Source organism: Fusibacillus kribbianus (assembly GCF_030053595.1).
In the GTDB taxonomy this organism is placed as follows: domain Bacteria; phylum Bacillota; class Clostridia; order Lachnospirales; family Lachnospiraceae; genus Lientehia; species Lientehia kribbiana.
Genome location: NZ_JASGBQ010000017.1, coordinates 24,353 through 48,364 on the forward strand (window position 1 = coordinate 24,353; position 24,012 = coordinate 48,364).

Here is a 24,012-nt window from a genome sequence, read left to right on the forward strand (position 1 = left end):
GACTGTACTGCCCTCTGTTCACCGACGTTTATCCGTTTTTTTATTGATCTGTTTATTTTCGGAAGCTTTCTTCTTCCCGGAGGGCGGTTCATACGGCTCCAGAAGGGAATCCAGATCCAGATCGAAACCTTTCGGGGAGCAGTTTTTCTTTATGAAACGATCTACGCCGCCGGTGGCGAAGTAACCGACAAAAAACACAAATACAAACAAAAGAATAATGACAAGAAGCTTCATGTGACATTCACCCGCTTTTTCTTTCTTTCTTTTAAAATAGCATGTTTCATATTAAGGTTGCGTTATGGCATTGGCCGGTGATGTAAAGATTTTGTTAAGAAAATCTCAGTCTTTATGGAATCTTAATACCATTCCGATATGTTTAATTCTTTCTTTATTATGCGGACTGTAGAATAACGGTATACGGAGGATGGAGGTATGGGAGAATTTCGGAAAAAATTGCATCGCGTTTCTCCGATGAAAATTATTCTTACGGGGTATTTGTTTATTATTCTTGTGGGGGCCGGGCTTCTCTGCCTGCCGATATCAGTGAAGGCGGGAGAAGGCCTTACTTCATTTTCGGATGCTGTTTTTACGGCTGCCTCGGCAACCTGTGTCACCGGCCTGGTCCGGTTTGATACATACACCCACTGGTCTTTCTTTGGCCAGCTGGTGATTCTGGGGCTGATCCAGGTAGGCGGCATCGGATTTATGACCTTTGCCATTTATGTGGTATCGATGACAAAGAAGAAAATAGGGCTTACCACCCGGGTGGTCATGCAGAATGCGATTTCGGCGCCGCAGATGGGCGGTATCGTAAAAATGACCCGCTTTATTTTAATGGGATCCCTGTTGATGGAGGGAATCGGCGCCCTTCTTTTAAGTTTTTATTTTTGCCCGAGGCTGGGGTTTTTCAAGGGGATCTGGTTTGGAATCTTTCACAGCATCTCTGCCTTCTGCAATGCAGGCTTTGACCTGATGGGAAATATGGCAGCCTTTTCCTCTCTCACAACGGTGGGAAATAACTGGTATGTGAACGGGATCATTATGGCGCTGATCGTTATCGGCGGTCTTGGCTTTTTTGTCTGGAAGGATCTTCTGAACAATCGGTTTTCCTTCAAAAAGCTCCGGCTTCACAGCAAGCTGGTGGTGACCATGACCGGGGCTCTGATCCTGATCGGAGCAGTGCTTTTGTTCCTTTTTGAGCAGGGAAATCAGAATTTTGTCAATATGCCGGCTTCAGAAAAAACCTTATCGGTGCTGTTTCAGTCGATCACAGCAAGAACGGCCGGATTTAACAGTATGGATCTGACGACGATGACACAGGCGGGACAGTTCCTCTTGATCTGTCTGATGTTTATCGGAGGCTCTGCCGGTTCCACGGCAGGCGGCATCAAGACAACGACCTTTGCCGTTTTTCTGATGAGTATCACGGCTACTATGCGCCAGAAAAAGAATATGGAAGCTTTCGGAAGAAGGGTGGAGGACAGCGCAGCCAGAGTAGCGGCCAGCATTTTCTGCATGTATCTGCTGCTTACGCTGGTGGTTTCCATGACGATCTCGTCTCTGGAGGGACTGCCGCTTTTGACAGCGCTGTTTGAAAGTGTTTCTGCCATGGGTACGGTGGGTCTTACTCTTGGTGTGACTACGAGCCTTGGCATGGTATCCAAATGGCTGCTGATTCTGTTGATGTTTATCGGACGCGTCGGTTCCATTACCTTCCTGATCGCTTTTTCGTCGGATAAAAACCGGGCGGTCTCCAGACTGCCGGTGGAAAAGATCCAGGTGGGTTAGATTGAGAAATACAGTAAGGGGGAAGCATTATGAAGTCAATACTGGTCATTGGCCTTGGAAGGTTCGGGCGTCATATGGCTCAGAAGCTTTTGGAGGAGGGGAATGATGTCCTGGCAGTGGAAAAAAACGAGGAGCGGGCGGATAAGGCGGCTTCCATTCTGCGGGACATTCAGATCGGGGATGCCACCGATGAGGAGTTTATTGCATCTCTCGGTGTGAATCTTTATGACATGTGTGTGGTGGCCGTGGGAGATAATTTTCAGAGCGCTCTGGAGATCACTGTGCTTTTAAAGGATATGGGTGCACGGTTTATTCTGGCCAGAGCCAGTCGGGATGTACACAGAAAGCTGCTTCTTCGGAACGGTGCGGATCACGTGGTATATGCCGAGCGGGAGATGGCAGAGCGGCTGGCAGTCAAATATGGAGCAAAAAATATTTTTGATTATATTGAGCTGACGGAGGATATCGGCATTTATGAGATCGCAGTGCCCGCTTCCTGGTATGGAAAGAGTATCGTGGAGAAATCCATCCGAAACCGGTATAATGTCAGCATTCTGGCAACGAAAAGAAACGGTAAAATTTATCCGCTGCCTCCGGCAGACCACCGGTTCTCCCCGGAGGAGACATTGATGGTCATGGGTTCCGAGGCGGATCTTCGTGCTCTTGTAAAATAATACTTTCTTTCGCCGCCTGATAAGCTTATAATGAAGGGGAGAAAGGGAGGCGAAGACTTATGGAGATGACCGGAAATTATAATAAGGAAAACGAAGAGCATATTCTGGTCTGTCTGTCCACTTCTCCCTCCAATGAAAAAATCATCCGGACGGCTGCCAGACTTACCGGAGCGTTCCGGGGCACGATGACGGCTGTGTTCGTGGAAACGTCCGGATTTCGGACGGCGTTGGCGTCTGATAAAAAACGGCTGGCAGACCATATTCATCTGGCAGAGGAGCTGGGAGCCAAGGTTGAGACGGTGTACGGTGATGATGTGCCGTTACAGATCGCAGAATATGCCAGACTTTCCGGGGCTACAAAGATCGTCCTGGGAAGGAGCAATACAGGAAAACATTATCCCATAGGGAGGCAGACCTTCGCGGAGCGGTTGGCGGAGCTGGCTCCCCATCTGGACATTTATATTATTCCCGATGACCAGGCTGTTCGTTACCGCAGGCTGGCAGCCAGGCCCTCGGCAGAAGCACTTTCGCTGATCGACTGGTTAAAAACTCTCGGGATCCTGGTGGGGGCTTCCCTGCTGGGGATGATATTCCATCAGATCGGTTTTAATGATTCCAATATTATTATGGTGTATATTCTGGGTGTTCTGCTTACAGCCATTGTCACCACCGGAAGGATATACAGCATCGTCCTTTCTATTATCAGTGTTCTGGTGTTTAATTTTCTCTTCACGACGCCGAAGTTTACCTTCCGGGCTTACGGACCGGAATATCCGGTGACGTTTCTTGTCATGTTTCTGGCAGCCTTTATTACAAGCTCCCTGACGACCCAGATCAAAAGGCAGGCAGTCCATTCCACAGGAATGGCTTACCGGACGCAGGTCCTTCTGGACACCAATCAGCTTCTGCAGCAGCAGCGGGATGCAGGGGAGATCATCGAGGTGACAGCGGGACAGCTGACAAAGCTGCTTCACAGGGATGTCGTGTTTTATGAGGTGAAGGATCAGGAGCTTAAGCCTCCTGTGCTGTATCTGGCTGACAAGGAAGCCTCCGGCGGAGAGGATTATCGGAAGGAAGAGGAACGGGCGGTTGCGGCCTGGGTATTTCAGAATAACCGGCGGGCAGGAGCGGGAACCGATGTCATGGAAGATGTCAGGTACCGGTATCTGGCCGTGCGCACCTCAGATGTGGTTTATGGAGTGGTGGGCATTGATATGAGGGGAGAAAACTTCGGCACCTTTGAAAACAGTCTGCTCCTTTCCATTCTGGGAGAATGTGCCATGGCCCTGGAGAAGGAATTCCTGGCAAGGAAGAGGGAGGAAGCTGCCGCTCAGGCGAAAAATGAGAAGCTGCGGGCCAATCTTCTGCGGACGATTTCCCATGACCTGCGAACACCGCTTACCAGCATTTCGGGCAATGCGGGCGTCCTTCTGGCCAGCGGGGAACGGCTGGATGAGGAAAAGAAAAAGAAGCTTTATGAGGATATTTATGACGACTCTCTTTGGCTGATCAGTCTGGTGGAGAATCTTCTCTCGGTTACCCGCCTTGAGGACGGGACCATGCATCTGAATCTGCAGACGGAGCTTCTGGAGGAGGTCGTGGCCGAGGCCATGCGCCATGTGGGAAGGAAGAGCGAGGAGTATGAAATTTCTGTCGTTCAGGAGGACGAGCTCATTCTCGCCGCCATGGATGCCCGGCTGATCATTCAGGTGATCATTAATCTTGTGGACAATGCGGTCAAGTATACGCCGCCCGGTTCCCATATCACAGTGTCTGTCCGAAAGGACGGGGAGGAAGCTGTGGTGGAGGTGGCTGACGACGGACCGGGCATTGCCGATGAGGCCAAGGATAAGATTTTTGAGATGTTTTATACGGTAAACAACGGGATCGCCGACAGCAGGAGGAGCCTGGGGCTGGGACTTTCCCTCTGCAGGACCATCATAACGGCCCACGGCGGGACCATTACCGTCAGGGACAATGAACCGCAGGGAACCGTGTTCCGGTTCACCCTGCCGCTCAAGGAGGCAAAGATTTATGAATAAACCATTGATTCTCATTGTCGAGGACGATGCCGCAGTACGGAATCTGATCGCGACAACACTGGAGATGCAGAATTATAAATACCTGACGGCGGGGACCGGGCAGCAGGCAGTGATGGCGGCCGCTTCCCAGAATCCGGATATCATGCTCCTTGATCTGGGGCTTCCCGACATGGATGGCGTGGAGATCATTAAAAAGGTCAGAGGCTGGTCCAACATGCCCATCATCGTCATCAGCGCCAGGAGTGAGGACAGGGACAAGATCGATGCCCTGGATGCCGGCGCCGATGATTATCTGACAAAGCCCTTTTCCGTCGATGAGCTTCTGGCCAGACTCCGGGTGACCATTCGGCGACTCTCCTATATCCAGTCGGTGAAGCAGGAGGATGACGCTGTTTTTGTGAATGGCGATCTGCGGATCGATTATGCGGCAGGCTGCGCCTATCTGTCGGGAAAGGAGCTGCACCTGACTCCCATTGAGTACAAGCTTCTGTGCCTTCTGGCAAAGAATGTGGGAAAGGTCCTGACCCATACCTTTATCACACGGGAGGTCTGGGGAAGCGCCTGGGAGAATGATGTGGCTTCATTGCGGGTGTTCATGGCTACCCTGCGAAAAAAGCTGGAGACGGATCCGTCCCAGCCCAGGTATATCCAGACCCATGTGGGAGTGGGATACCGTATGATGAGAATTGAGTGAGCGGGCGCTGCCCCGCAATGGATACAAAAATAAAAACCCTGTCTCATGGGCGCTGCCCGAGACGGGGTTTTTATCTTCTGCTGTTAAAAGGGTTACAGCAGCATACTTTAGGGGGTGTATTTACAATACCTTATTATGGGTATTATAAGCAGATTTATACGATACCCTGGGAGTGCATTGCATCGGCCACCTTCTTGAAGGCTGCGATGTTGGCACCGATCACATAATTGCCCTCAACGCCGTATTCCTTGGCGGCACTGCTGATCTGGGCGTAAATGTTGACCATGATCTCCTTTAAGCGGGAATCGGTCTTCTCAAAGGACCAGTATACACGCTCGCTGTTCTGGGTCATTTCCAGAGCGGAGGTGGTTACGCCGCCGGCATTGGAAGCCTTGCCGGGCAGGAAGAGGATCTCATTTTCCAGAATGAAATCGGTGGCATCCTGGGTCGTAGGCATGTTGGCGCCCTCGCAGATGGCGAAGCAGCCGTTTGCCTTCAGAGTCTTTACATCCTCCAGCGTCAGCTCGTTCTGAGTTGCGCAGGGAAGAGCGATGTCGCAGGGAATGTTCCAGATGCCCTTGCCTTCCACATACTGAGCAGTGGGGATCTCATCCAGATATTCCTTGATCCGTCCTCTGCGGACTTCCTTGATCTTTTTGACCACATCCAGACGAATGCCCTTGGGATCGTAGATATATCCGTTGGAATCGCTCATGGCAACGACCTTTGCGCCAAACTGCTGTGCACGCTCCGTTGCATAAGTGGCCACGTTTCCGGAACCGGATACCACAATGGTCTTGCCGCTCATGGTGGTGTCATGGTTTCTGAGCATTTCCTCGGTAATATAGATCAGACCGTAGCCGGTGGATTCCTTTCTCACCAGGGAACCGCCGAAGGTCAGTCCTTTTCCGGTCAGCACGCCTTCGTAAAGGCCGGTCAGTCTCTTGTACTGGCCGTACAGGTAGCCAACCTCACGTCCGCCTACACCGATATCGCCGGCAGGAACATCAATGTTTGCACCGATGTGACGGTACAGCTCATTCATGAAGCTCTGGCAGAAGGCCATGACCTCACGGTCAGATTTGCCCTTGGGGTCAAAGTCAGCGCCGCCCTTGCCGCCGCCGATGGGAAGTCCCGTCAGAGCGTTTTTGAAGATCTGCTCAAAGCCCAGGAACTTCACGATACCCTGATTTACGGAAGGGTGGAAGCGAAGGCCGCCCTTGTAGGGGCCGATGGCACTGGAGAACTGCACACGATATCCACGGTTTACCTGAACCTGTCCCTTATCATCGATCCAGGGTACGCGGAAAGAGATCACGCGATCCGGCTCAGTCAGACGCTCCAGAATGGCATCCCGTCTGTATTTTTCCTCATCTCTTTCGATTACAGGACGAAGAGAGTCAAGCACCTCACGTACTGCCTGATGAAATTCCGGTTCACCAGGATTTTTTTCGATCGTACGAGTGATCATTTCATCTACATATGACATATTTCCCTCCACGGACCTTTATTTTCCTGCGCCTGGTGCGCAAAAAAAGGAGCCAAAAGAAGCAGGTCGAACCTGCTCTGTTTGACTCCATTGTCCTGCAGATAATATAGCACGTTAAAGAGAAAAAGTCAAATGAAACAAGCACTTATGTCATTTTTTGTTGATTTCGCCAATATAATCCTGATAAAACATGGAGATAATCCGCTGAAAATCGTCAGTTTGCCCTAAAATCCACATCAGTTTGGCGACAATGGCCTCGGTAGTCATGGTTCCGGCGGAGAGGACGCCTGCCTTTGAGGCATCGACGCCTACGTCATAAACATTCAGATCGCAGCCGTCATGGATACACTGGGTGGTTACGACCACAGGGATCTTTTGGGAGATCAGCGAATGAATGGCCGGCAGCAGGGTCCTCCGCACATTGGGAATGCCGCCCAGACCGAAGGCCTCGATGACGACCGCGCGGTAACCGAGATCAGCGGCAGCCTCAATGAGCTCCGGCTTGGTGCCGGGAACCAGCTTGATGAGAAGCACGGAGGGATCGTAGTTGGCGTTCAGGGTCAGACTCTCTCTGGCAGGCGGTTCCGGCTCGGAGGTGAGGACCACTTCATCGTTCACGATCTCTCCGGCGGGCTTGCGGTTGATGCTCTCAAAGGCGTGGAAATTTCTGGAGCAGGTCTTTCTGGCGCAGTAGCCGGGGATGATGAGGCCGTCAAACACGATGTAAACACCGCAGAGCCGTCCGTCGACCGCTACCCGGAAAGCATCCAGAATATTTTTCTTGCCGTCGGTGCCGGGATCCTCAATGGGAAGCTGGGATCCGGTCAGGACCACCGGCTTATGAAGGTGCTGCAGCATAAAGGAAAGAGCAGCTGCGGAATAAGCCATGGTATCGGTTCCGTGGGTAATGACAACACCGTCAAAGATGGAAAGGGCAGTGAAGGCCGCACTGGCCATGGAGGCCCATTCCTCCGGCTGCATATTGCTGCTGTCAAGATTTAAAAGCTCGGTGTAGTGGATCTCACATAAGCCTTCCAGCTCAGGGATCAGCTGTACCATATCGGAGCCGCTCACCGTGGGAGTGAGACCGTTAATGGTAGGGGTGGAGGCAATGGTACCTCCTGTGGAAATCAAAAGAATTTTTTTCAAACGGGTTCCTCCTTTACATTGAACCATGGTAACGCTTCATACCCTCCAGGACGACGGATACATACCAGGAAGCGTCCTCCTCGGTCAGCATGGGGATTTTTACATAGTCTTTGTAATCGGTCGTGACGATCATGGACAGGATCGCTCCGGAGCCGGGAATGATGCCCGCGCCCCGCATCTGGTCATTGACCGTATTGCCCATGAAGGTAACGCCGCCGGCATCCTGACTGATGAGGGAAGCCAGATCGGCTGTGATCGTGACCTTTTCCAGACAGTCGTCGGCAGTTTTCAGCTTCTCAGCCAATGCGATGAGCCGGTCGGCATAAGCGGCCGTGGCCTTTGCCAGACTGCCGGAGACAAGCGGCATGGCATTTGTCTTTAAACAGCAGGGAATGCCCAGTTTATCTGCGGTTCCCAGCAGTGCTTCTGCCAGTGGCAGATTGTCGATTCCTTCCTCGGCGCGGAGCATCAGCTTGTTTTCCGTAAGCTCCGGCGCAAGGGCGGGGATATAAGCCTTGCTTTCCAGAATAATGGTGGGAACGGTATCCAGGCCCACCGCCTTCATGACGGGCTCCTTGAAGTCCCAGGGCACATTCCCCTCATAGTCTTCCGCCGGGCCGATGCCGCCTTCGGTAAAGTTTACAAGAAGCATGAGCGCCATAGGGATGCCGTCCACATCCAGAACGGTGGTGATGGCTTTATCCAGGTATCCCTTTTTCGCAGGGGGAGATACGTGAAACCGCTCCGGTGCGGCCTTCACGAAGGTATCCAGGACTGCCAGGGCACAGGCACCCTGAAAGCAGGAGGCTGCCTCACAGACACCCTGTCCGTAAACACGGCCAAAAACACGGACAGCGGCATTCTGAGAGAACGCCGCATCCAGACCGGGGGCTCTCGTTTCGAGAAGCTCCTTTTCATAGGGTGCAATACCACGGCGGGGGGAAGCTTTCGCTTCCCCGCCTCCGTTTGTGTACACTGTGATGGTGCCTTCTTCTATGGATACCTGAACATGGGAAATGGCGGTATCGACAGGAAGCGCCTTTTTGAGAATGAACGCGGCTGCCGTCAGCCCTGCGGAATCATCCTGCACGAAACCGGAATGACTGTGTACATGGCCGACTCCTGCATGACCGGAGATACCAAGAATTCCTTTTTGCTGCTCAGAAAACAGTATTTCCATAAAAAGGCCTCCTTATTTACTGATCAACAGGCTTGTGGTTGGTATTGAATACCTCTCTGTCCAGATCGCCCATCATGGCAGAAACGGTTACCATGCCGACGGTATCGCCGGTTACGTTGAGCATGGTGTTGGGCATATCGATGAGACGGTAGATGCCTGCCACCCAGGGAACGATGGTAAGAGGAAGCCCCATGGTTTCCATCATGATCGCACTCATCATGATGCCGCCGCCGGGAACGCCTGCCACACCTGCTGCCATGATAACACCCAGGAAGATGATCATTGCCAGCTCGCCGATTCCGTAGCTGCGTCCGAAGAGCTGTGCAGCAAATACGGCATAGATCGCCATCTCAGCACAGCATGCCTGCATGTTGATGGTTGCTGCCGGAGGAGCAATGAGGCCTACTGTTTCCTCGGGAACACCGCAGCGCTCCTTTGCACACTTCATGGTAAGAGGAAGTGTAGCGGAGGAGGAGCAGGAGGAGAATGCGAGGATCATGGCAGGGAATACGTTCTTGTAATGCTTGATGGGGTTCACCTTTGCAATAAAGATGAGGATCAGAGGGAAGACAATGACGATCAGAGTTGCGTATGCAACGTACTGAGTCACAAGCATCTTGCCCAGAGCGCCGAGAACCTCTGCTCCCAGAGTACCGGAAACTTCTGCCATCAGACAGAAAACGCCGATGGGAGCCAGCTTCATAACCATTTCCACGATACGGATCATCAGATCGTTGCCGGACTCGAAAAGACCGGTCAGGAAATCCTTGGCCTTGCCTGCGGGCAGAGTGGAAATACCGATGCCTGCGAAGATGGCAAATACGATGACCTGAATAATGGAGAAGTTGGCCATGGAAGCAAATACGTTGTCAGGGATGTAGTTGATCACGGTCTGCAGAAGGTTTACGCCTTCAGTAGAGTAGGATTCTGCAGATTCTGCCAGGTTGACGCCGACACCGGGCTGAATGATGTAGGACCATACAAGGCCGCATACAGCTGCCAGGAAGGAAGCCAGAATCCAGTAAATGATGAAGCGGATACCGATTTTTTTCAGTCGTTTCAGGTTTGCAATACTTGCAATACCGCCGATAATGGAACACAGAATCAGCGGAAGGATGGTCATCTTCAGCAGTCGGATGAAGATGGTTCCCACGGTATCGGTCACGTAGGTCCAATACTCATGCTGGCCCTTAAAAATGAAGCCGCAGATGAGACCAAGTACCATACCGATCAGGATCTTGATGGCGAGACTGATCTTTTTCTTTTTCATATCATACCCTCCTATAGATAAAATAAAACCTCAATAAAAGCAGTGTAGCATCTTCGCCGCAATTACCAAGGTGTATGGCTCTAGTTTACAAAAAATTTATGATTTTGTCAATAAAAACGGAAAGGCAAATATGACAAAGAATTATCAATAACAATCTGGTAAATTCTGTAAGAATAAAAACACATTCAGAAAAATTTGGCAAATCAGTGTGCTAAAGAAGTGAAGCGAAGGAAGAAATCCCTTGAAAAAATACAACGGCTGATATATAATAAGGAACAGCAATGAAATAACGAAAACGCGATGAGGAAAGCTAAAGCGTGTGACACCCTTTCAGAGAGCCGGTGGCTGGTGGGAACCGGCAGGGGAGCAGGCCCTTCCACTTTCGTAGCGGTTGGCGATGAGTCAAATGGCCGGTGGCCTTTATCCCACCACAAAAGAGGCCGGATCCTGTCCGGCAATATGGGTGGCAACGCGGAAACCTTTCGTCCCTGATCCGGACGGAGGGTTATTTTTATTTTAGGAGGAAGATCATGATCGATATTAAGTTTCTGAGAGAAAACCCTGACGCAGTGAAGGAAAACATTAAGAAAAAGTTCCAGGACCACAAGCTTCCGCTGGTGGACGAGGTCATTGCCCTGGATAAGGAAAACAGAGAGATCAAGCAGGAAGTCGAGAGCCTTCGTGCCGACAGAAACCGCCTGTCCAAGGAGATCGGAGGACTGATGAAGCAGGGAAAGAAGGAGGAAGCCGAGGCAGTCAAGGCTCAGGTCAATGCCAATGCAGCCCGGGTGGAGGAGCTTTCCGCCCGTGAGCGCGAGGTGGAGGCCGCTATCAAAAAGGATATGATGACCATTCCCAACATCATTGATCCTTCCGTTCCCATCGGAAAAGACGATTCCGAGAACGTGGAGGTGACAAAGTACGGAGAACCGGTGGTTCCCGATTTTGAGATCCCCTATCACACCGCCATCATGGAGAGCTTCGACGGCATTGATCTGGAGAGCGCAGGACGGGTGGCCGGAAACGGTTTCTATTATCTTATGGGGGATATCGCAAGACTTCATTCTTCGATCCTGGCTTACGCAAGGGATTTCATGATCGGCCGCGGCTTTACCTACTGTATTCCGCCCTTCATGATCCGCAGCAATGTAGTGACCGGTGTTATGAGCTTTGACGAGATGGATGCCATGATGTACAAGATCGAGGGCGAGGATCTTTATCTGATCGGAACCAGCGAACATTCCATGATCGGCAAATTCATCGATACCCTGAATCCGGAGGAGAAGCTTCCTTATACATTGACCAGCTATTCTCCCTGTTTCCGCAAGGAGAAGGGGGCTCACGGCATCGAGGAGAGAGGCGTTTACCGGATCCATCAGTTTGAAAAGCAGGAAATGATCGTTGTCTGCAAGCCGGAGGAAAGCCCCATGTGGTTCGATAAGCTGTGGCAGAATACCGTCGACCTGTTCCGCTCCATGGACATTCCGGTCCGGACCCTGGAGTGCTGCTCCGGCGATCTGGCGGATCTCAAGGTGAAGTCCTTCGATGTGGAAGCCTGGTCTCCCAGACAGAAGAAATATTTTGAGGTGGGCAGCTGTTCCAACCTGGGCGATGCCCAGGCACGTCGTCTCGGCATCCGCGTGAAGGCCGCCGACGGCAGCAAATATTTTGCCCATACTCTCAACAATACCGTTGTAGCTCCGCCCCGTATGCTGATTGCATTTTTGGAGAATAATCTCAATGAGGACGGAAGCGTGAACATTCCCGCAGTGATCCAGCCTTACATGGGCGGTCAGACGAAGCTTGTTCCCAAGGCAAAATAATCACTGCAAAAGAATAACAGGAGCGCATATGCATAAGTTTTTACGGGCGGTCGGATTCAGCGAATACACAAAGAAAAAAGAGATCAGGGAGCTGCTTTCCCGTATCCAGGACCATCATGACGAGCTTCAGGTGATTCAGGTGCCGGGAGACGGGACCCGGGCACAGCTTTATACGGAGGTGGGAAACGGTATCGGTATCTCGGTATATGGGGAATTGAATGAGCAGGATGAGCTGGAACGGGAATATTATTTCCCGTTCCTCAGAAGCACCTGTATCAGCACCCAGGCGCCCTGCCAGATCCAGCGTCATGCAGAGAAGGAGTCTTATGCGGGAATCTGTGAGGAGTACCGGGTGGGGGTCTCGCTGATCTTTTACCTTCAGAACGGGGGCGAGTATATGAAGCGTCTCCAGGATTCCTTCCGCAGCACCCAGATCTCCTCAGTGATGCTGTCGGCACTTTCCGTATTTGGCAAGATCCTTTTGCCGGTCCAGAAAACGGAAACGCAGAAGGAGCGGATCAAGGTGGCCGCGGCCAACAGGACCAGCCTTCTGGAAGCGGCAAGGCGGGGAGATACCGACGCCATGGATTCCCTTGCCATGGAAGACATGGATCTGTATGCGTCCATTTCCGGACGAGTCCGGGAGGAGGATGTCTATTCCATCGTGGATTCCTGCTTCATGCCTTTTGGAGTGGAATGTGACCAGTATTCCCTTCTGGGAGAAATTTTGGAAGTGGAAAAGGTGACAAACCGGTGGACAAATGAGGAAATTTATGTTTTAATGGTAGAGTGCAGTGATTTGATGCTGCAGATCGGCATCAACAAAAAGGATCTGCTCGGAGAACCTGTGGTGGGCCGGCGTTTCAAGGGGCCGGTCTGGGTGCAGGGCCAGGTGAATTTTCTGGAGTAGCGCCCGGTGCACGCTGCAGTTTTATAAAATGTCTCTGTAGCTCAGCAGGATAGAGCGACCGCCTCCTAAAGGCCGCTGGCTCTTATCCAGAAGAGCAGTTTGACAGAGGGTTCGAAAGCAGCCGGTGAGCGGCACAAGGCTTAGAAGAAAAGTGGTGCTACCGAACTGCCGACACAGCCTTTACCTGATCGCGAGGTCAGATGAAGATAAAATGGTCACCGATTCCATTAGGTGAAAAACCCAGTGTTTGCGCGTAAGCAACGAGCCGAAAAACCGCATATCATGCGGGTTTGCGGCGACTGCCGCGTCACTGAGCGTTAGCGAAGTAAGCCAAAAATCGGTGGTTTGTCCTGTTAGTTTAATGGATAGAACGGGCGCCTCCTAAGCGTCTGATGTGGGTTCGATTCCCGCACGGGACGGCGAAAGAGCGGAAATGGTTAGAGGAAAACCTCAAAATCACTTCCGCTTTTTTCATTTTCGTCATATTTTTATGATCACCGATTCTTGGAACGGCTCAGATCCCGATGAATTTGAAAAAGCATTTTTTCAAACCGAAAAGTGTCATTTTCTAAGATTTTTAAAAGAGGGGTGCAAATGAGCCGTGACAGGAGGGCTGCATTACTTAAGTTGAAGAAGTGTTCAGCTTAGTTAAAATCAGCTTCGGAAGCGGCACTTTTGATGGCAATTCAATAAAAGCATGAAAATGCTCATTCATTCTGAACCACATGTGGGTTCATTGTGAATGAGCATTTTTTAGTGCGCGGAAGGAGGTTCATAACCATGACGAGAAAAAAGAAGGAAGAAAAAGAGCCGCAAAAGATCCCAATGTATGATTTTCAGGGGGAAAAAGTGGTAGAAATCGAGACAAAAAGGCTTAGAAGCTTCGTTGGTCATCCTTATAAAGTGTTAGATGACGAGTCGATGAGGCTTCTGACGGACAGTATCCGAAAGAACGGGATCATCACACCGTTGATTGTGATGCCGACAAGGGAGGGGAATTATCAGATCATATCCGGTCACAGGCGCAAGTATTGCGCAGATGTGCTTGGACTTGAAAAGGTTCCGGTGATCATAAGAACTATGCCGGATGAGGACTCGATTATATCTATGGTTGATTCGAATCTGCAAAGGCAATCCATTACCTACAGTGAAAAAGCTTATGCCTACAAAATGAAGAATGAGGCTATGAAGCGCAAGACAGGAAAACGCAGAAAGACTGCTGATGGGAAGTTGGACCATTTCAGGGGAGAAAGCAAGAGAACCGTTGAGATTATCAGTGATCAATGCGGTGACAGTCCCAGACAGATAACCCGGTATATCCGACTCACTTATCTGATCCCGGAATTGATGGAGAAGCTGGATATCGGGGAACTTTCCTTTAATCCGGCTGTTGATCTGGCATTTCTTTCGGAAGAAGAACAGAGATGGGTGCTGGATGCCATGGACTTTGCCCAGGCAGCACCTTCCCTGTCACAGACTCACAGGATCCGGGACATGAGCAGAATGGGAACGATCAGCGAAGAATCCGTAAAGGAAATTCTAATTGAACCAAAGAAAAAAGAGGCCGGTCAGATTACTTTTTCTAAGGATCAGCTAAGAAAATATTTTCCCGGGGATTATTCTCCGGAACAGATAAAAATCGAGATTTTGGAAATATTGGATCAGATATTCAAATAGGAGGGCAGGCAAATGTGTACGGTTATTTCAATCTCAAACCAAAAAGGCGGCGTAGGGAAGACCACAACGGCGGTCAATTTAGCAGTCACTTCATATTATCTAAAATGGGCTTCGCACCTTGCTACAAATTTTATTTTCGTAGCAAGGTTCAACACACCGTATCGGTGTGGGAAGTTTTAGTTAGTAAAATAAGATAGTAACTGTAGAGCTTGGTAAAATATACGAATGATAGAAAAAATAAAAAAATCGATCACAAGTGCTTGACATTAAAGATTCTCACTGTTATTCTAATGATAGAAAAATATAAAAATCCAATCATGTGACAGGTGAGGAGGATGGTTATAGATGCACTTTGAAAAAAAGGATATAGAAATATATCTTCAGGGCGTATGGGATGCTATTGATGCTGGAAAGTATCAGATAGCTCCCCGTCCTAAAAACAGGGAACTTTTAACCGATTATATAATATCTGAAAAGGAAGAATTAGATATAATCAAGACATTGACACCAATGGATTTTTCTGATGCTGTGCCGAATGACCATAGAGGCAGAGAATATGAGATATTGTATATTTTCGGAAAAGATATAAATTTGTTAGAGAGATTTGGAAACCAGGAAAGAACCGTATCACTTTATATTAAGTTCAACAAAATTTCAGACCAGTATTTATTCGTTATTTCTTTCCACGAACAAGAGCACCCGTTATCATATTATTTTAAATAGATATAGGAATCTTAGGAGGAAAATAAAATGGCAGGCAGAAGGAGGGCATTTTGTATGGAGTGCAGAAAAGAAACAGCATATGCGCTTCATAAAACGCCGATAACGAAAACTATTCGAGAAAAGGAGTATCAGTTTCTAATAACAACAGCACATTGCAAAGAATGCGGATGTGAGGTTGGAATAAAAGGAATCCTTGATTACAATGCAAAAGAAATCGACGAACAATTTCGTAAGTCAGAAGGAATCGTTTCATTAGAGGAAGTTGAAAAACTGGGTAAGATTTACAATTTAGGAAAGGCGCCTCTGTCAATTGCGCTTGGCTTTGGAGAAGTGACAATAACTCGTTATCTTGCGGGACAGATTCCTTCAAAAGAATACTCTGATATTATAAGAGCAGCATTATCTGATACGAAGGTAATGAAAGGTTTACTGGAAAGCAATAAGGATAAGCTTGCAGAAGCTGCTTACAAAAAAGCCATGTCTGCGATAGATGAATTAGATGCATTATTCAGTGTACCGTCGAAAATGTTGATGGTTATTTCTTATGTATTTGAACAATTAGGAGAGGTAACCCCGTTGGCATTACAGAAAATTTTATATTTTATTCAGGGATTATATTTTTCCAGATACGGAAAACCGTTGTTTAACGATAATTGTCAGGCATGGGTTCATGGTCCGGTATATGCGGAAATTTACGATATGTTTAGTAGCTTTAGATATGATCCTATTGACGATCCCAGGTTTGAATTGTTAAAGGGAAAATCAACTAATCTTGATGAAAAAGAAAGAGAAGTTATAGATCTTGTAGTCAATACATTTGGAATGTATGGTGGAAAAGTTCTTGAAAGAATAACCCATAAAGAAGATCCATGGATTGATGCACGAGAAGGATATTCGGAGAACGAACCTTCTCATGAAGAGATTTCAAAAGAATCTATTAAAGAATACTTTGTTTCTGTTAGAGAAAAATACGATTTAAACACGGAAACAGGTATTATGGACTATATCCAAAATATGCTTATTTCATCATAGGTTGTTCAGACGTTTGTCTTTACAATAGAAAAAGCCGGGTATAACCGGCTAATCCCTTGCCAAAGATGTGCTCTTTGACATATTAACTTTGCAAATTAATAATATCAAAGAGACGATCCTTTAGCAAGGAGAACTTGCGAAGGGAGGGAAAAAATATGGCTAAAACAGTCCATCATGGTGGTAAAGTTGGCGCAGCTGGAAAAACCTTGGCTAGTAATTCTTCTAGCAAATCAGCGAAAAGCAAAGCAGGCACAATCTTAGCAAACCATAAGAATTCATGTCATAAATAATATGGCAAAAACCGCTGGATATTGTCATGCAAATGGTGAAAGCCTTTGTGGTATTGGCGGAGGGCTGTGTGTTAGATCGGATTATGTTAGGGACGCCAGCTTATTATTGCGGAAGGTTTTTTACAAAATCTTCCGCATTTCTTTTTTGAGGAGGTGATGGCTGCTTGAGCAGCATAATCTATTTCGGGTCGATTTTCCTGTCCAAGGTCCTGGATAACGCCCTCAGTACAACAAAAACAATATTGATCCAGAGTAGTCGGTGGTTACTTGCAATTGCTGAGAAACCGAGTGTGGCGCGGTCAATTGCCAATGTCATCGGTGCCTACAAGCGGGAGGATGGTTATCTGGAGGGCTCCGGATATATTGTTTCCTGGTGTGTGGGACATCTGGTGGAGCTGGCACAGCCGCAAGCATATGATGAACGCCTTAGAAAATGGTGCATTGAGGATCTGCCGATTCTGCCGGATACCTGGAAATATCAGGTGTCAGACGGTACGAAGAAGCAGTTTTTTATTTTGAAAAAGCTCATGGAGAGAAAGGATGTGACAGGGATCGTGGCTGCGACTGATGCAGGGCGGGAAGGCGAGCTGATTTTTCGCCTGGCCTATGAGCAGGCCGGATGTAAGAAACCATTCAAGCGATTATGGATCAGTTCCATGGAGGACAGTGCCATCCGGGATGGTTTTGAAAATCTGAGAAATGGCCATGATTTTGATCTTCTCTATGAAGCCGCGCAGGCAAGGTCCTGGGCGGACTGGCTGGTAGGCATAAACGGAACCCGGCTGTTTACCGGGCTTTATGACAGGAAGGTGAAAGTTGGCCGTGTTCAGACACCGATACTTGCCATGCTTGTTGAAAGGCAGAAGCAGATCAATGGCTTTCAAAAGCAGAAATACTGGAACGTGCATCTGGATCTGGACGGCCTGGATGTGGTGAAGGAAAAAATATTTGATCGGGCAGAAATGGAGACACTTGTTGAAAAATGTCAGAATCAGTCGGCAACGGTTACCTGCGCCAGGAGTATGGAAAAGACTGTCAGTCCGCCAAAGCTATATGATCTGACTACGCTTCAGAGGGAAGCCAACCGTTACTATGGATATACAGCCAAAAAAACGCTGGAATATACCCAGAGCCTGTATGAGAAAAAGTTGGTGACGTATCCGAGAACGGACAGCCAGTTTCTGACGGAAGACATGGCTTCTACCGCAGAGCGGATGGTCCATAGGGTGAAGCGGGTGTTTGACATGTTTCGTCAAAGTTCGGCAGAAATTGATATATGCCGGGTTTTAAATAACAGCAAGGTGTCCGATCACCATGCCATTATCCCGACGGCAGAAATTGAAAAGCAGGATCTGTCTGTGCTTTCTGAGGGAGAGCGGGATATTTTGCTGCTGATTTCTGTGCGGCTTTTGATGGCAACCGGAGTGAAGCAGCGGATCTCGGAAACAGAGATCAAGGTCAGCTGCGGAGGGGAGGAGTTTTTTGCAAAAGGGAAAACAGCTGATCCCCACGGAGGATGGGATTGCCCTGGTACAGGTTTTACCGGAGGCGGTAAAGTCACCAAAGCTCACCGCTGATTGGGAGAACGCATTAAAGCAGATTGAGAAAGGAGCGATTTCAAAGGAAGAATTCATGTCCGGAATCACGGATATGGTGAAAGCATTGGTGACGAAATACGGAGGCGCAGAAAGAAAACGGGAAAATCCGTTTTCCGAAAGTGACAGTGGAAGGTCGCAGCGGGAGGTGATAGGAATATGTCCCCGCTGCGGGTCTTCTGTTTTTGAGGGAACGAAGAGTTTCTTTTGCAGCAGCAGAGCGTGCAGCTTTTGACTTTGGAAGGAAAACAAATGGCTGGCCTCCATGAGAAAGAAGCTCACGAAGAAGATGGCCGTCGCCTTGTTGAAGGACGGCCGTGTGCACGTATCCGGATTTTACTCCGAGAGGAAAGAACGCAATTTTGATGCGGATCTTGTGATGGAAGATACCGGAGAGCGTGTGAACTACTCATTGGATTTTAGCGGCAAGAAAGCCGCTAAGCATATACCTCCCTTTCAAGTATTGATACCGTGATATCCACCAACGATTATCATCGTAGACTTGATTGAAATAAGAACTCTCGGACTGCTGAGCAGCCACCGGCGCATCCAGCTATAAACAATTCAGATAAAGGTAACGGCAATACACTCCATCAAGTAGTCAAGCTACAGGGAAAAATCAATTGTCCACAGTATCTGAGTTGTATTGAACCACGATATAAAACGAAAGGAAATATGGTGTATCTGCTTCTGACTACATCATACAAGGAACAAAATGAAACAAGAAAAAGTTGGAAGTTTTCTTAAAGAGCTTCGAAAAGAAAAGAATATTACACAGGAACAGTTGGCAGAAAGCATGTGATTGATGGCGCGTTTTGGTTTGAGTAGGAAAAACATGGGAAGTTAGCAATAAAACATTACGCGAGTAAACTCGCATAAGATGATTTCCACTTCCCAGACATCTGATTTCCAGATTTCCGGAAGTGCGATTTCATCGCACAAGAATATTCAAATTGTTTTTGGAATTAGGCATTCGTTAAAAAAGGCTGCACACAATTTTGTATGCAGCCGAATCTATATGAAGAGGTGCCTTTTTTCCTCCTTGGCAATGTTATTTTTTGTTATATTTTACATCCAGAAGCGATTGGAAAAGCATCCACGCATGACAGATACAATACCCTGTAGGATCAGGAAAAATCCGATTACCCAGGCCATAGCTGCAATACTTGCAAATGGATGTGTGAATGACAGAAAACCAATCACAGTCAGAAGGATTCCAAGTACTGTAAACCAGCCCCAGCCCTTTACTCCCAGTTTTTGAAGGTCAAAGGAATTAACCAGTTTGGTGATACCTGAAAAAATCAGCCACATTCCTAAAATAAAGGAAATAGTCATTGCTGTAAACCATCCATTTCCCAAAATGAATAAAGACATCAGTACGGTTAGAATGCCGTCAGCAAGAAACCAGCCAGATCCTGCCATATAATCATGACCGGCTGCAAATATCACAATATCTATAATGCCGGAAAACATCATGGCAACTCCAAAGATAATGGGAAGACCATAAAGAATTTTTCCGGGATTCCTCAAACATCCGATCCCGGTTATAATCAGAAAGATTCCGGCTAAAATCCATAATACTCTTGATGTCGTTTTACTCATATCAAAAACCTCTTTTCCGATTGCATTTGGCTTTTAAAACAGGCAGGGGTTTTATTCCCTGCCCGTTTGAGATTAACCTTCGATGGAAATATAATGTGAGTTGTTTTCTACTGCCTTCTGCTCTTTTGGAACAGTAAAGGAAAGAATACCATTTTCAAATTTCGGATGGATGTCTTCTCTCTGAACATTATTTCCTACATAAAAGCTTCTGCTTACATTTCCGGTATAACGCTCGCGGCGGATATATTTTCCTTCCTTATCTTTTTCATCTTTATCCAGACCTTTTGCTGCACTTACAGTTACATAACCGTTTTCAAGCTGGATCTGAATCTCGTCTTTCTTAAATCCAGGAAGATCAATTGCCACTTCGTAAGCGTTGTCTTTTTCCTTCACATCAGTCTTCATGATATGGGGAGTATGTTTTCCATACAATTTTTTATCGATGTCCGGAAAAGCAAAATCATCCATAAAATCATCAAATAAATTTTCTCCAAAAATACTAGGCATTAACATAAGTCATATCTCCTTTCATGACATAAACTAAAGTTTGCACTATCGGAGAAACCCGAAGTGTTGATTTATGAATATCAGGAAGAAAAATCATATTCTCTTTCTTTGTTCTATGTGTAATATAACATATGAATTAGCACTCGTCAATAGAGAGTGCTAATAATTACGTGAAGATTTTGTGAACTTTGCGAAATAAAATAATTACTGATATTAGATTCAGCGGAATAGATTCCAGATGTTAATCATTAATTAAGAGGAAACAAAAAAGTCGTTTAAAATTAAATGGTGACGAATTATTAAACTTGTGATAGAATGAAAAAAACATTGAAAGAAGCTGAACTAAATGGATACACAAATTGATATCATATTGCAGGGAGGACAATTTAAAAAGCTGTTAGAGGAACAGAGCGTTGAATTACGAGAAAAATATGATATGAAAAGAGCAGAACTGGAGATATTATACTTCCTGTCAAAATGCGGAACACATAATACCTCTACGGATATCCACCATCAGTTGATGATGAACCGTGGACATATTTCGCAGGCAGTTGACAGTCTCTGCAGGAGAAATTATCTTATTGCGATACCGGATAAGAATGATAGAAGATATATTCATTATGAAATATCTGATTATGCGAAGGATCTGGTAACAGAAATGACGAAGAGAAGGGAAGCAATGAACGGGATGATTTTAAAAGGTGTGTCGGAAGAAGAATTGAAGGTTTTTCGGGAAGTATCGGAAAAAATCAGGAAAAATATAAGTGAATTAATTTAGATGATCAAAAGATGCAAAGTAATGGTTAAGGTGCTTCGCATCTTTTTTAAATTATTTTGGAAACCTATTGACAAGAGAAATACAGGTGATATAATACTTTAAAAATAAATAATTTAAAAATAAAACATGTTTCGCGAGAAACATATTTTTTGCGAAACACGATGGCACTCAACAAGCAAGAGTGCTAACAAAAGAAAGGCAGGTTATTCATATGAAATTAAAACCATTGGGTGACAAAGTAGTTCTTCAGTATCAGGATGTTGAAGAAAAGACAGAATCAGGAATCATTCTGCCAGACAGCGCAAAAGAGAAACCGCAGGAAGCTGTAGTAATTGCAGTTGGTCCGGGAAAATGTAAAGACGGACAGAGGGTTGCCATGCAGGTAAAAGAAGGAGATAAAGTCATTATTTCTGAATACGGCGGCACAGAAGTAAAAATTGGCGACGAAGAATATAAAATTGTAATCCAGGATGACATTCTGGCAATTGTCGAGTAATAGAAACAGTAGAAAGAAGGAAATTATCATGGCAAAAGAGATTAGTTTTGATATTGATGTTCGAAAAAAAATGGAAGCCGGCGTAGACAGACTGGCAGATACAGTAAAGGTAACATTGGGGCCAAAAGGAAGAAATGTTGTACTGGATAAATCTTACGGTGCACCATTAATTACAAACGATGGTGTGACCATTGCAAAAGAGATCGAACTGGAAGATCGTTTTGAAAATATGGGCGCACAGCTTGTAAAAGAGGTGGCTACCAAGACAAACGACATTGCGGGAGATGGAACAACAACAGCTACAGTTCTGGCACAGGCACTTGTAAAAGAAGGAATGAAAAATATCGCAGCAGGTGCAAATGCCATTGTTTTAAGAAAAGGAATGAAGAAGGCAGCAGATGTGGCTGTACAGGCAATTGAAGAAATGAGCCATCCTGTTACTGGGAAGGATCATATTGCAAAAGTAGCTGCAATCTCTTCCGGTAATGAAGAAGTCGGTGAGATGATTGCCGATGCAATGGAAAAAGTCGGAGAGAACGGCGTTATTACGATTGAAGAATCAAAGACCATGAAGACGGAGATCGACGTAGTCGAAGGTATGCAGTTCGATAATGGATATCTTTCCGGATACATGTGTGATGATAAAGAAAAAATGATCGCCAACATGGAGGATCCTTATATCCTCATGACTGATAAGAAGATTTCAAATATCCAGGACATCCTTCCCATTTTGGAAAATGTGATGAGAGAGAGGAAAGAACTCCTCATCATTGCAGAAGATGTGGAGGGAGAGGCACTTACCACATTGATTGTCAACAGACTGAGAGGTACCCTGAAGGTCGTTGCTGTAAAGGCACCGGGATATGGTGACAGCAGAAAGGCAATGCTTGAAGATATCGCAACACTTACCGGCGGTCAGGTGATCATGGAAGATCTTGGCCTTGAACTTAAAGATACCACGATGGATATGCTTGGCCGTGCAAAATCTGTAAAGGTTACAAAGGAAAATACCACGATCGTAGACGGTGCCGGGAACAAGGAAGACATTGATGCACGCATCGCCAGCCTGAAGAGACAGATGGCTGAAACAACATCCGATTTTGATAAAGATAAACTCATGGACCGTATCGCGAAGATGGGCGGAGGCGTTGCAGTGATCCGTGTCGGCGCGGCAACAGAAACAGAAATGAAAGAAGCTAAATACCGCATGGAAGATGCCATGAACGCAACAAAAGCAGCCGTATCGGAAGGCATTATCTGCGGTGGAGGATCTGCATATATCCATGCACAGAAAAAGGTAGAGGAACTGTTAGCAGCCCTGGAGGGTGATGAGAAGACCGGAGCCAGAATCGTAGCAAAGGCACTGGAAGCACCACTGTATACGATTGTGGAAAATGCAGGTCTGGAAGGCCCGGTTATCGTAGACAAGGTAAAGAAGAGTGAGCCTGGCATGGGATTTGATGCAGCCTCAGAAACCTTTGTGGATATGATGAAACAGGGTATTATTGATCCGGTGAAGGTAACAAAGAATGCATTAATGAATGCGGTAAGTGTGGCAGCTACACTTCTTACTACAGAAGCTGCGGTAGCGGACATTAAGGAAAATACACCTGCGCCGCAGCCACAGCCGGAAATGTATTAAAGAGAACAGGTAAAATCAAATCATTGGCGAGCAACAAAATGGGGAGATGGCTGGTACATCTCCTCTTTTTGTTCGCTTCTGTTTTTATGTGAAATGAGGTCCATTATGAAATATGCAGTTATATATCAGTCAAAAAGTGGCAATACACGTTTAATAGCAGAAAAGATCTATGGTGCTTTAAATACAGAGGATAAAACAATTGTAGATATTGATACAGAGCAGGATATACCTGCGGCGGATGTCTATCTGATCGGGTTTGGAATTCATGGTTATTCCTGCAGCATGGATATCTCAGATGTATTTGAGCAGATTACAGGCGGAAAATATGCAGTGTTCGTTACCTGCGGTTATGTGCCGACAGAACAATATAAAGAAAAGCTTGAAAAAAATCTTGAAGTCTGGTACCCGGACGAGGGAGAGTATCTGGGAATGTTTCTCTGTCAGGGGAATGTGGAGTCAGATAGAAGGAAAATTATGATCAGCCAGATGCCAAGTAAAGAAAAAGAGATGCAGCAGATGTTTCGACTGGGAAATACCCATCCGGATGAAGAAGATCTGGAAAATGCGGTTGATTTTGCCATTAAAATTCAGGCAGAAATTGGGAATTAAATAAGAAAATAACATGTATTGATGTAAATAAAAAGAGAGGAG

General features: G+C 46.9%; 23 protein-coding genes, 1 tRNA gene and 1 pseudogene. 18 read left to right on the forward strand and 7 right to left on the reverse strand.

What is annotated here, in order from left to right:
* Positions 1-18: 18 nt before the first annotated feature.
* A complete protein-coding gene (locus QJ036_RS09475) occupies positions 19-234 on the reverse strand; it encodes a hypothetical protein (RefSeq protein WP_283231152.1) in 216 nt (71 codons plus the stop codon).
* A 198-nt stretch (positions 235-432) separates the two neighbouring features.
* Between QJ036_RS09475 and QJ036_RS09480 the strand changes: the two genes are divergently transcribed.
* Genes QJ036_RS09480 through QJ036_RS09495 form a run of 4 tightly spaced genes read left to right on the forward strand, consistent with a single transcriptional unit; the run spans position 433 to position 5,198 of the window.
* Entirely contained in the window at positions 433-1,788 is a 1,356-nt protein-coding gene (locus tag QJ036_RS09480; protein WP_283231153.1) for a TrkH family potassium uptake protein, read from the forward strand.
* Positions 1,789-1,817: 29 nt separating this feature from the next.
* On the forward strand, positions 1,818-2,462 hold the full coding sequence (locus tag QJ036_RS09485; RefSeq protein WP_283231154.1) for a potassium channel family protein: 645 nt from the start codon (positions 1,818-1,820) through the stop codon (positions 2,460-2,462).
* Positions 2,463-2,521: 59 nt separating this feature from the next.
* A complete protein-coding gene (locus tag QJ036_RS09490) occupies positions 2,522-4,504 on the forward strand; it encodes an ATP-binding protein (protein ID WP_283231155.1) in 1,983 nt (660 codons plus the stop codon).
* Positions 4,497-5,198, forward strand: coding sequence for a response regulator (locus tag QJ036_RS09495; RefSeq protein WP_283231156.1), 702 nt, complete (start codon positions 4,497-4,499; stop codon positions 5,196-5,198). Before QJ036_RS09490 ends, QJ036_RS09495 begins: the two co-directional genes overlap by 8 nt.
* Positions 5,199-5,352: 154 nt before the next feature.
* On the opposite strand, the gene gdhA is transcribed toward QJ036_RS09495, so the two are convergent.
* The 4 genes from gdhA to QJ036_RS09515 form a co-directional block, all read right to left on the reverse strand.
* Positions 5,353-6,687: an NADP-specific glutamate dehydrogenase gene (gene gdhA, locus QJ036_RS09500; protein ID WP_283231157.1), complete on the reverse strand. Its 1,335-nt coding sequence runs from the start codon at positions 6,685-6,687 to the stop codon at positions 5,353-5,355.
* Positions 6,688-6,837: 150 nt separating this feature from the next.
* Positions 6,838-7,836, reverse strand: a complete 999-nt coding sequence (locus tag QJ036_RS09505; RefSeq protein ID WP_283231158.1) for an asparaginase — start codon at positions 7,834-7,836, stop codon at positions 6,838-6,840.
* A 13-nt stretch (positions 7,837-7,849) separates the two neighbouring features.
* On the reverse strand, positions 7,850-9,016 hold the full coding sequence (locus tag QJ036_RS09510; RefSeq protein ID WP_283231159.1) for a hypothetical protein: 1,167 nt from the start codon (positions 9,014-9,016) through the stop codon (positions 7,850-7,852).
* A 16-nt stretch (positions 9,017-9,032) separates the two neighbouring features.
* Positions 9,033-10,286, reverse strand: coding sequence for a dicarboxylate/amino acid:cation symporter (locus QJ036_RS09515; protein ID WP_283231160.1), 1,254 nt, complete (start codon positions 10,284-10,286; stop codon positions 9,033-9,035).
* Positions 10,287-10,586: 300 nt separating this feature from the next.
* Here QJ036_RS09515 and QJ036_RS09520 point away from each other — a divergent pair, with 300 nt between their 5' ends.
* The 10 genes and pseudogenes from QJ036_RS09520 (at position 10,587) to QJ036_RS09565 (ending at position 18,811) form a co-directional block, all read left to right on the forward strand.
* Complete coding sequence (locus QJ036_RS09520; RefSeq protein ID WP_283231161.1) at positions 10,587-10,778, forward strand: hypothetical protein; 192 nt, start codon at positions 10,587-10,589, stop codon at positions 10,776-10,778.
* A gap of 38 nt (positions 10,779-10,816) precedes the next feature.
* A complete protein-coding gene (gene serS / locus QJ036_RS09525; RefSeq protein ID WP_283231162.1) occupies positions 10,817-12,109 on the forward strand; it encodes a serine--tRNA ligase in 1,293 nt (430 codons plus the stop codon).
* 28 nt (positions 12,110-12,137) lie between these two features.
* Positions 12,138-13,019, forward strand: coding sequence for a DUF3881 family protein (locus QJ036_RS09530; RefSeq protein WP_283231163.1), 882 nt, complete (start codon positions 12,138-12,140; stop codon positions 13,017-13,019).
* Positions 13,020-13,366: 347 nt separating this feature from the next.
* Positions 13,367-13,438 (forward strand) — tRNA-Arg (locus tag QJ036_RS09535).
* Positions 13,439-13,799: 361 nt separating this feature from the next.
* Complete coding sequence (locus QJ036_RS09540) at positions 13,800-14,696, forward strand: ParB/RepB/Spo0J family partition protein (RefSeq protein ID WP_283231164.1); 897 nt, start codon at positions 13,800-13,802, stop codon at positions 14,694-14,696.
* A gap of 12 nt (positions 14,697-14,708) precedes the next feature.
* Complete coding sequence (locus tag QJ036_RS14345) at positions 14,709-14,876, forward strand: ParA family protein (RefSeq protein ID WP_283231165.1); 168 nt, start codon at positions 14,709-14,711, stop codon at positions 14,874-14,876.
* Positions 14,877-15,041: 165 nt separating this feature from the next.
* Positions 15,042-15,419, forward strand: a complete 378-nt coding sequence (locus QJ036_RS09550) for a hypothetical protein (RefSeq protein ID WP_283231166.1) — start codon at positions 15,042-15,044, stop codon at positions 15,417-15,419.
* A gap of 27 nt (positions 15,420-15,446) precedes the next feature.
* Entirely contained in the window at positions 15,447-16,451 is a 1,005-nt protein-coding gene (locus tag QJ036_RS09555; RefSeq protein WP_283231167.1) for a type II toxin-antitoxin system antitoxin SocA domain-containing protein, read from the forward strand.
* A 155-nt stretch (positions 16,452-16,606) separates the two neighbouring features.
* Positions 16,607-16,741 carry a hypothetical protein gene (locus tag QJ036_RS09560; protein WP_283231168.1) on the forward strand — a complete coding sequence of 45 codons (135 nt, stop codon included), beginning with the start codon at positions 16,607-16,609 and terminating at the stop codon, positions 16,739-16,741.
* Positions 16,742-16,986: 245 nt separating this feature from the next.
* Positions 16,987-18,811, forward strand: a pseudogene (locus QJ036_RS09565) (DNA topoisomerase).
* A gap of 593 nt (positions 18,812-19,404) precedes the next feature.
* Here the strand turns inward: QJ036_RS09565 and QJ036_RS09575 are convergent.
* On the reverse strand, positions 19,405-19,938 hold the full coding sequence (locus tag QJ036_RS09575) for an HdeD family acid-resistance protein (RefSeq protein WP_154433055.1): 534 nt from the start codon (positions 19,936-19,938) through the stop codon (positions 19,405-19,407).
* A 72-nt stretch (positions 19,939-20,010) separates the two neighbouring features.
* A complete protein-coding gene (locus tag QJ036_RS09580) occupies positions 20,011-20,451 on the reverse strand; it encodes an Hsp20/alpha crystallin family protein (RefSeq protein WP_283231169.1) in 441 nt (146 codons plus the stop codon).
* Positions 20,452-20,791: 340 nt separating this feature from the next.
* Between QJ036_RS09580 and QJ036_RS09585 the strand changes: the two genes are divergently transcribed.
* The 4 genes from QJ036_RS09585 to QJ036_RS09600 all read left to right on the forward strand — a co-directional run bounded on the left by QJ036_RS09585 (position 20,792) and on the right by QJ036_RS09600 (position 23,970).
* Positions 20,792-21,223: a MarR family winged helix-turn-helix transcriptional regulator gene (locus QJ036_RS09585; RefSeq protein ID WP_283231170.1), complete on the forward strand. Its 432-nt coding sequence runs from the start codon at positions 20,792-20,794 to the stop codon at positions 21,221-21,223.
* A gap of 211 nt (positions 21,224-21,434) precedes the next feature.
* Positions 21,435-21,719 carry a co-chaperone GroES gene (locus tag QJ036_RS09590; protein ID WP_154433058.1) on the forward strand — a complete coding sequence of 95 codons (285 nt, stop codon included), beginning with the start codon at positions 21,435-21,437 and terminating at the stop codon, positions 21,717-21,719.
* A gap of 28 nt (positions 21,720-21,747) precedes the next feature.
* Complete coding sequence (gene groL / locus QJ036_RS09595; RefSeq protein WP_283231171.1) at positions 21,748-23,361, forward strand: chaperonin GroEL; 1,614 nt, start codon at positions 21,748-21,750, stop codon at positions 23,359-23,361.
* Positions 23,362-23,466: 105 nt separating this feature from the next.
* The gene (locus QJ036_RS09600) at positions 23,467-23,970 is read left to right on the forward strand and encodes a flavodoxin family protein (protein WP_283231172.1); all 504 of its coding nucleotides are present in this window, start codon (positions 23,467-23,469) and stop codon (positions 23,968-23,970) included.
* The last annotated feature ends 42 nt before the right edge of the window (positions 23,971-24,012 follow it).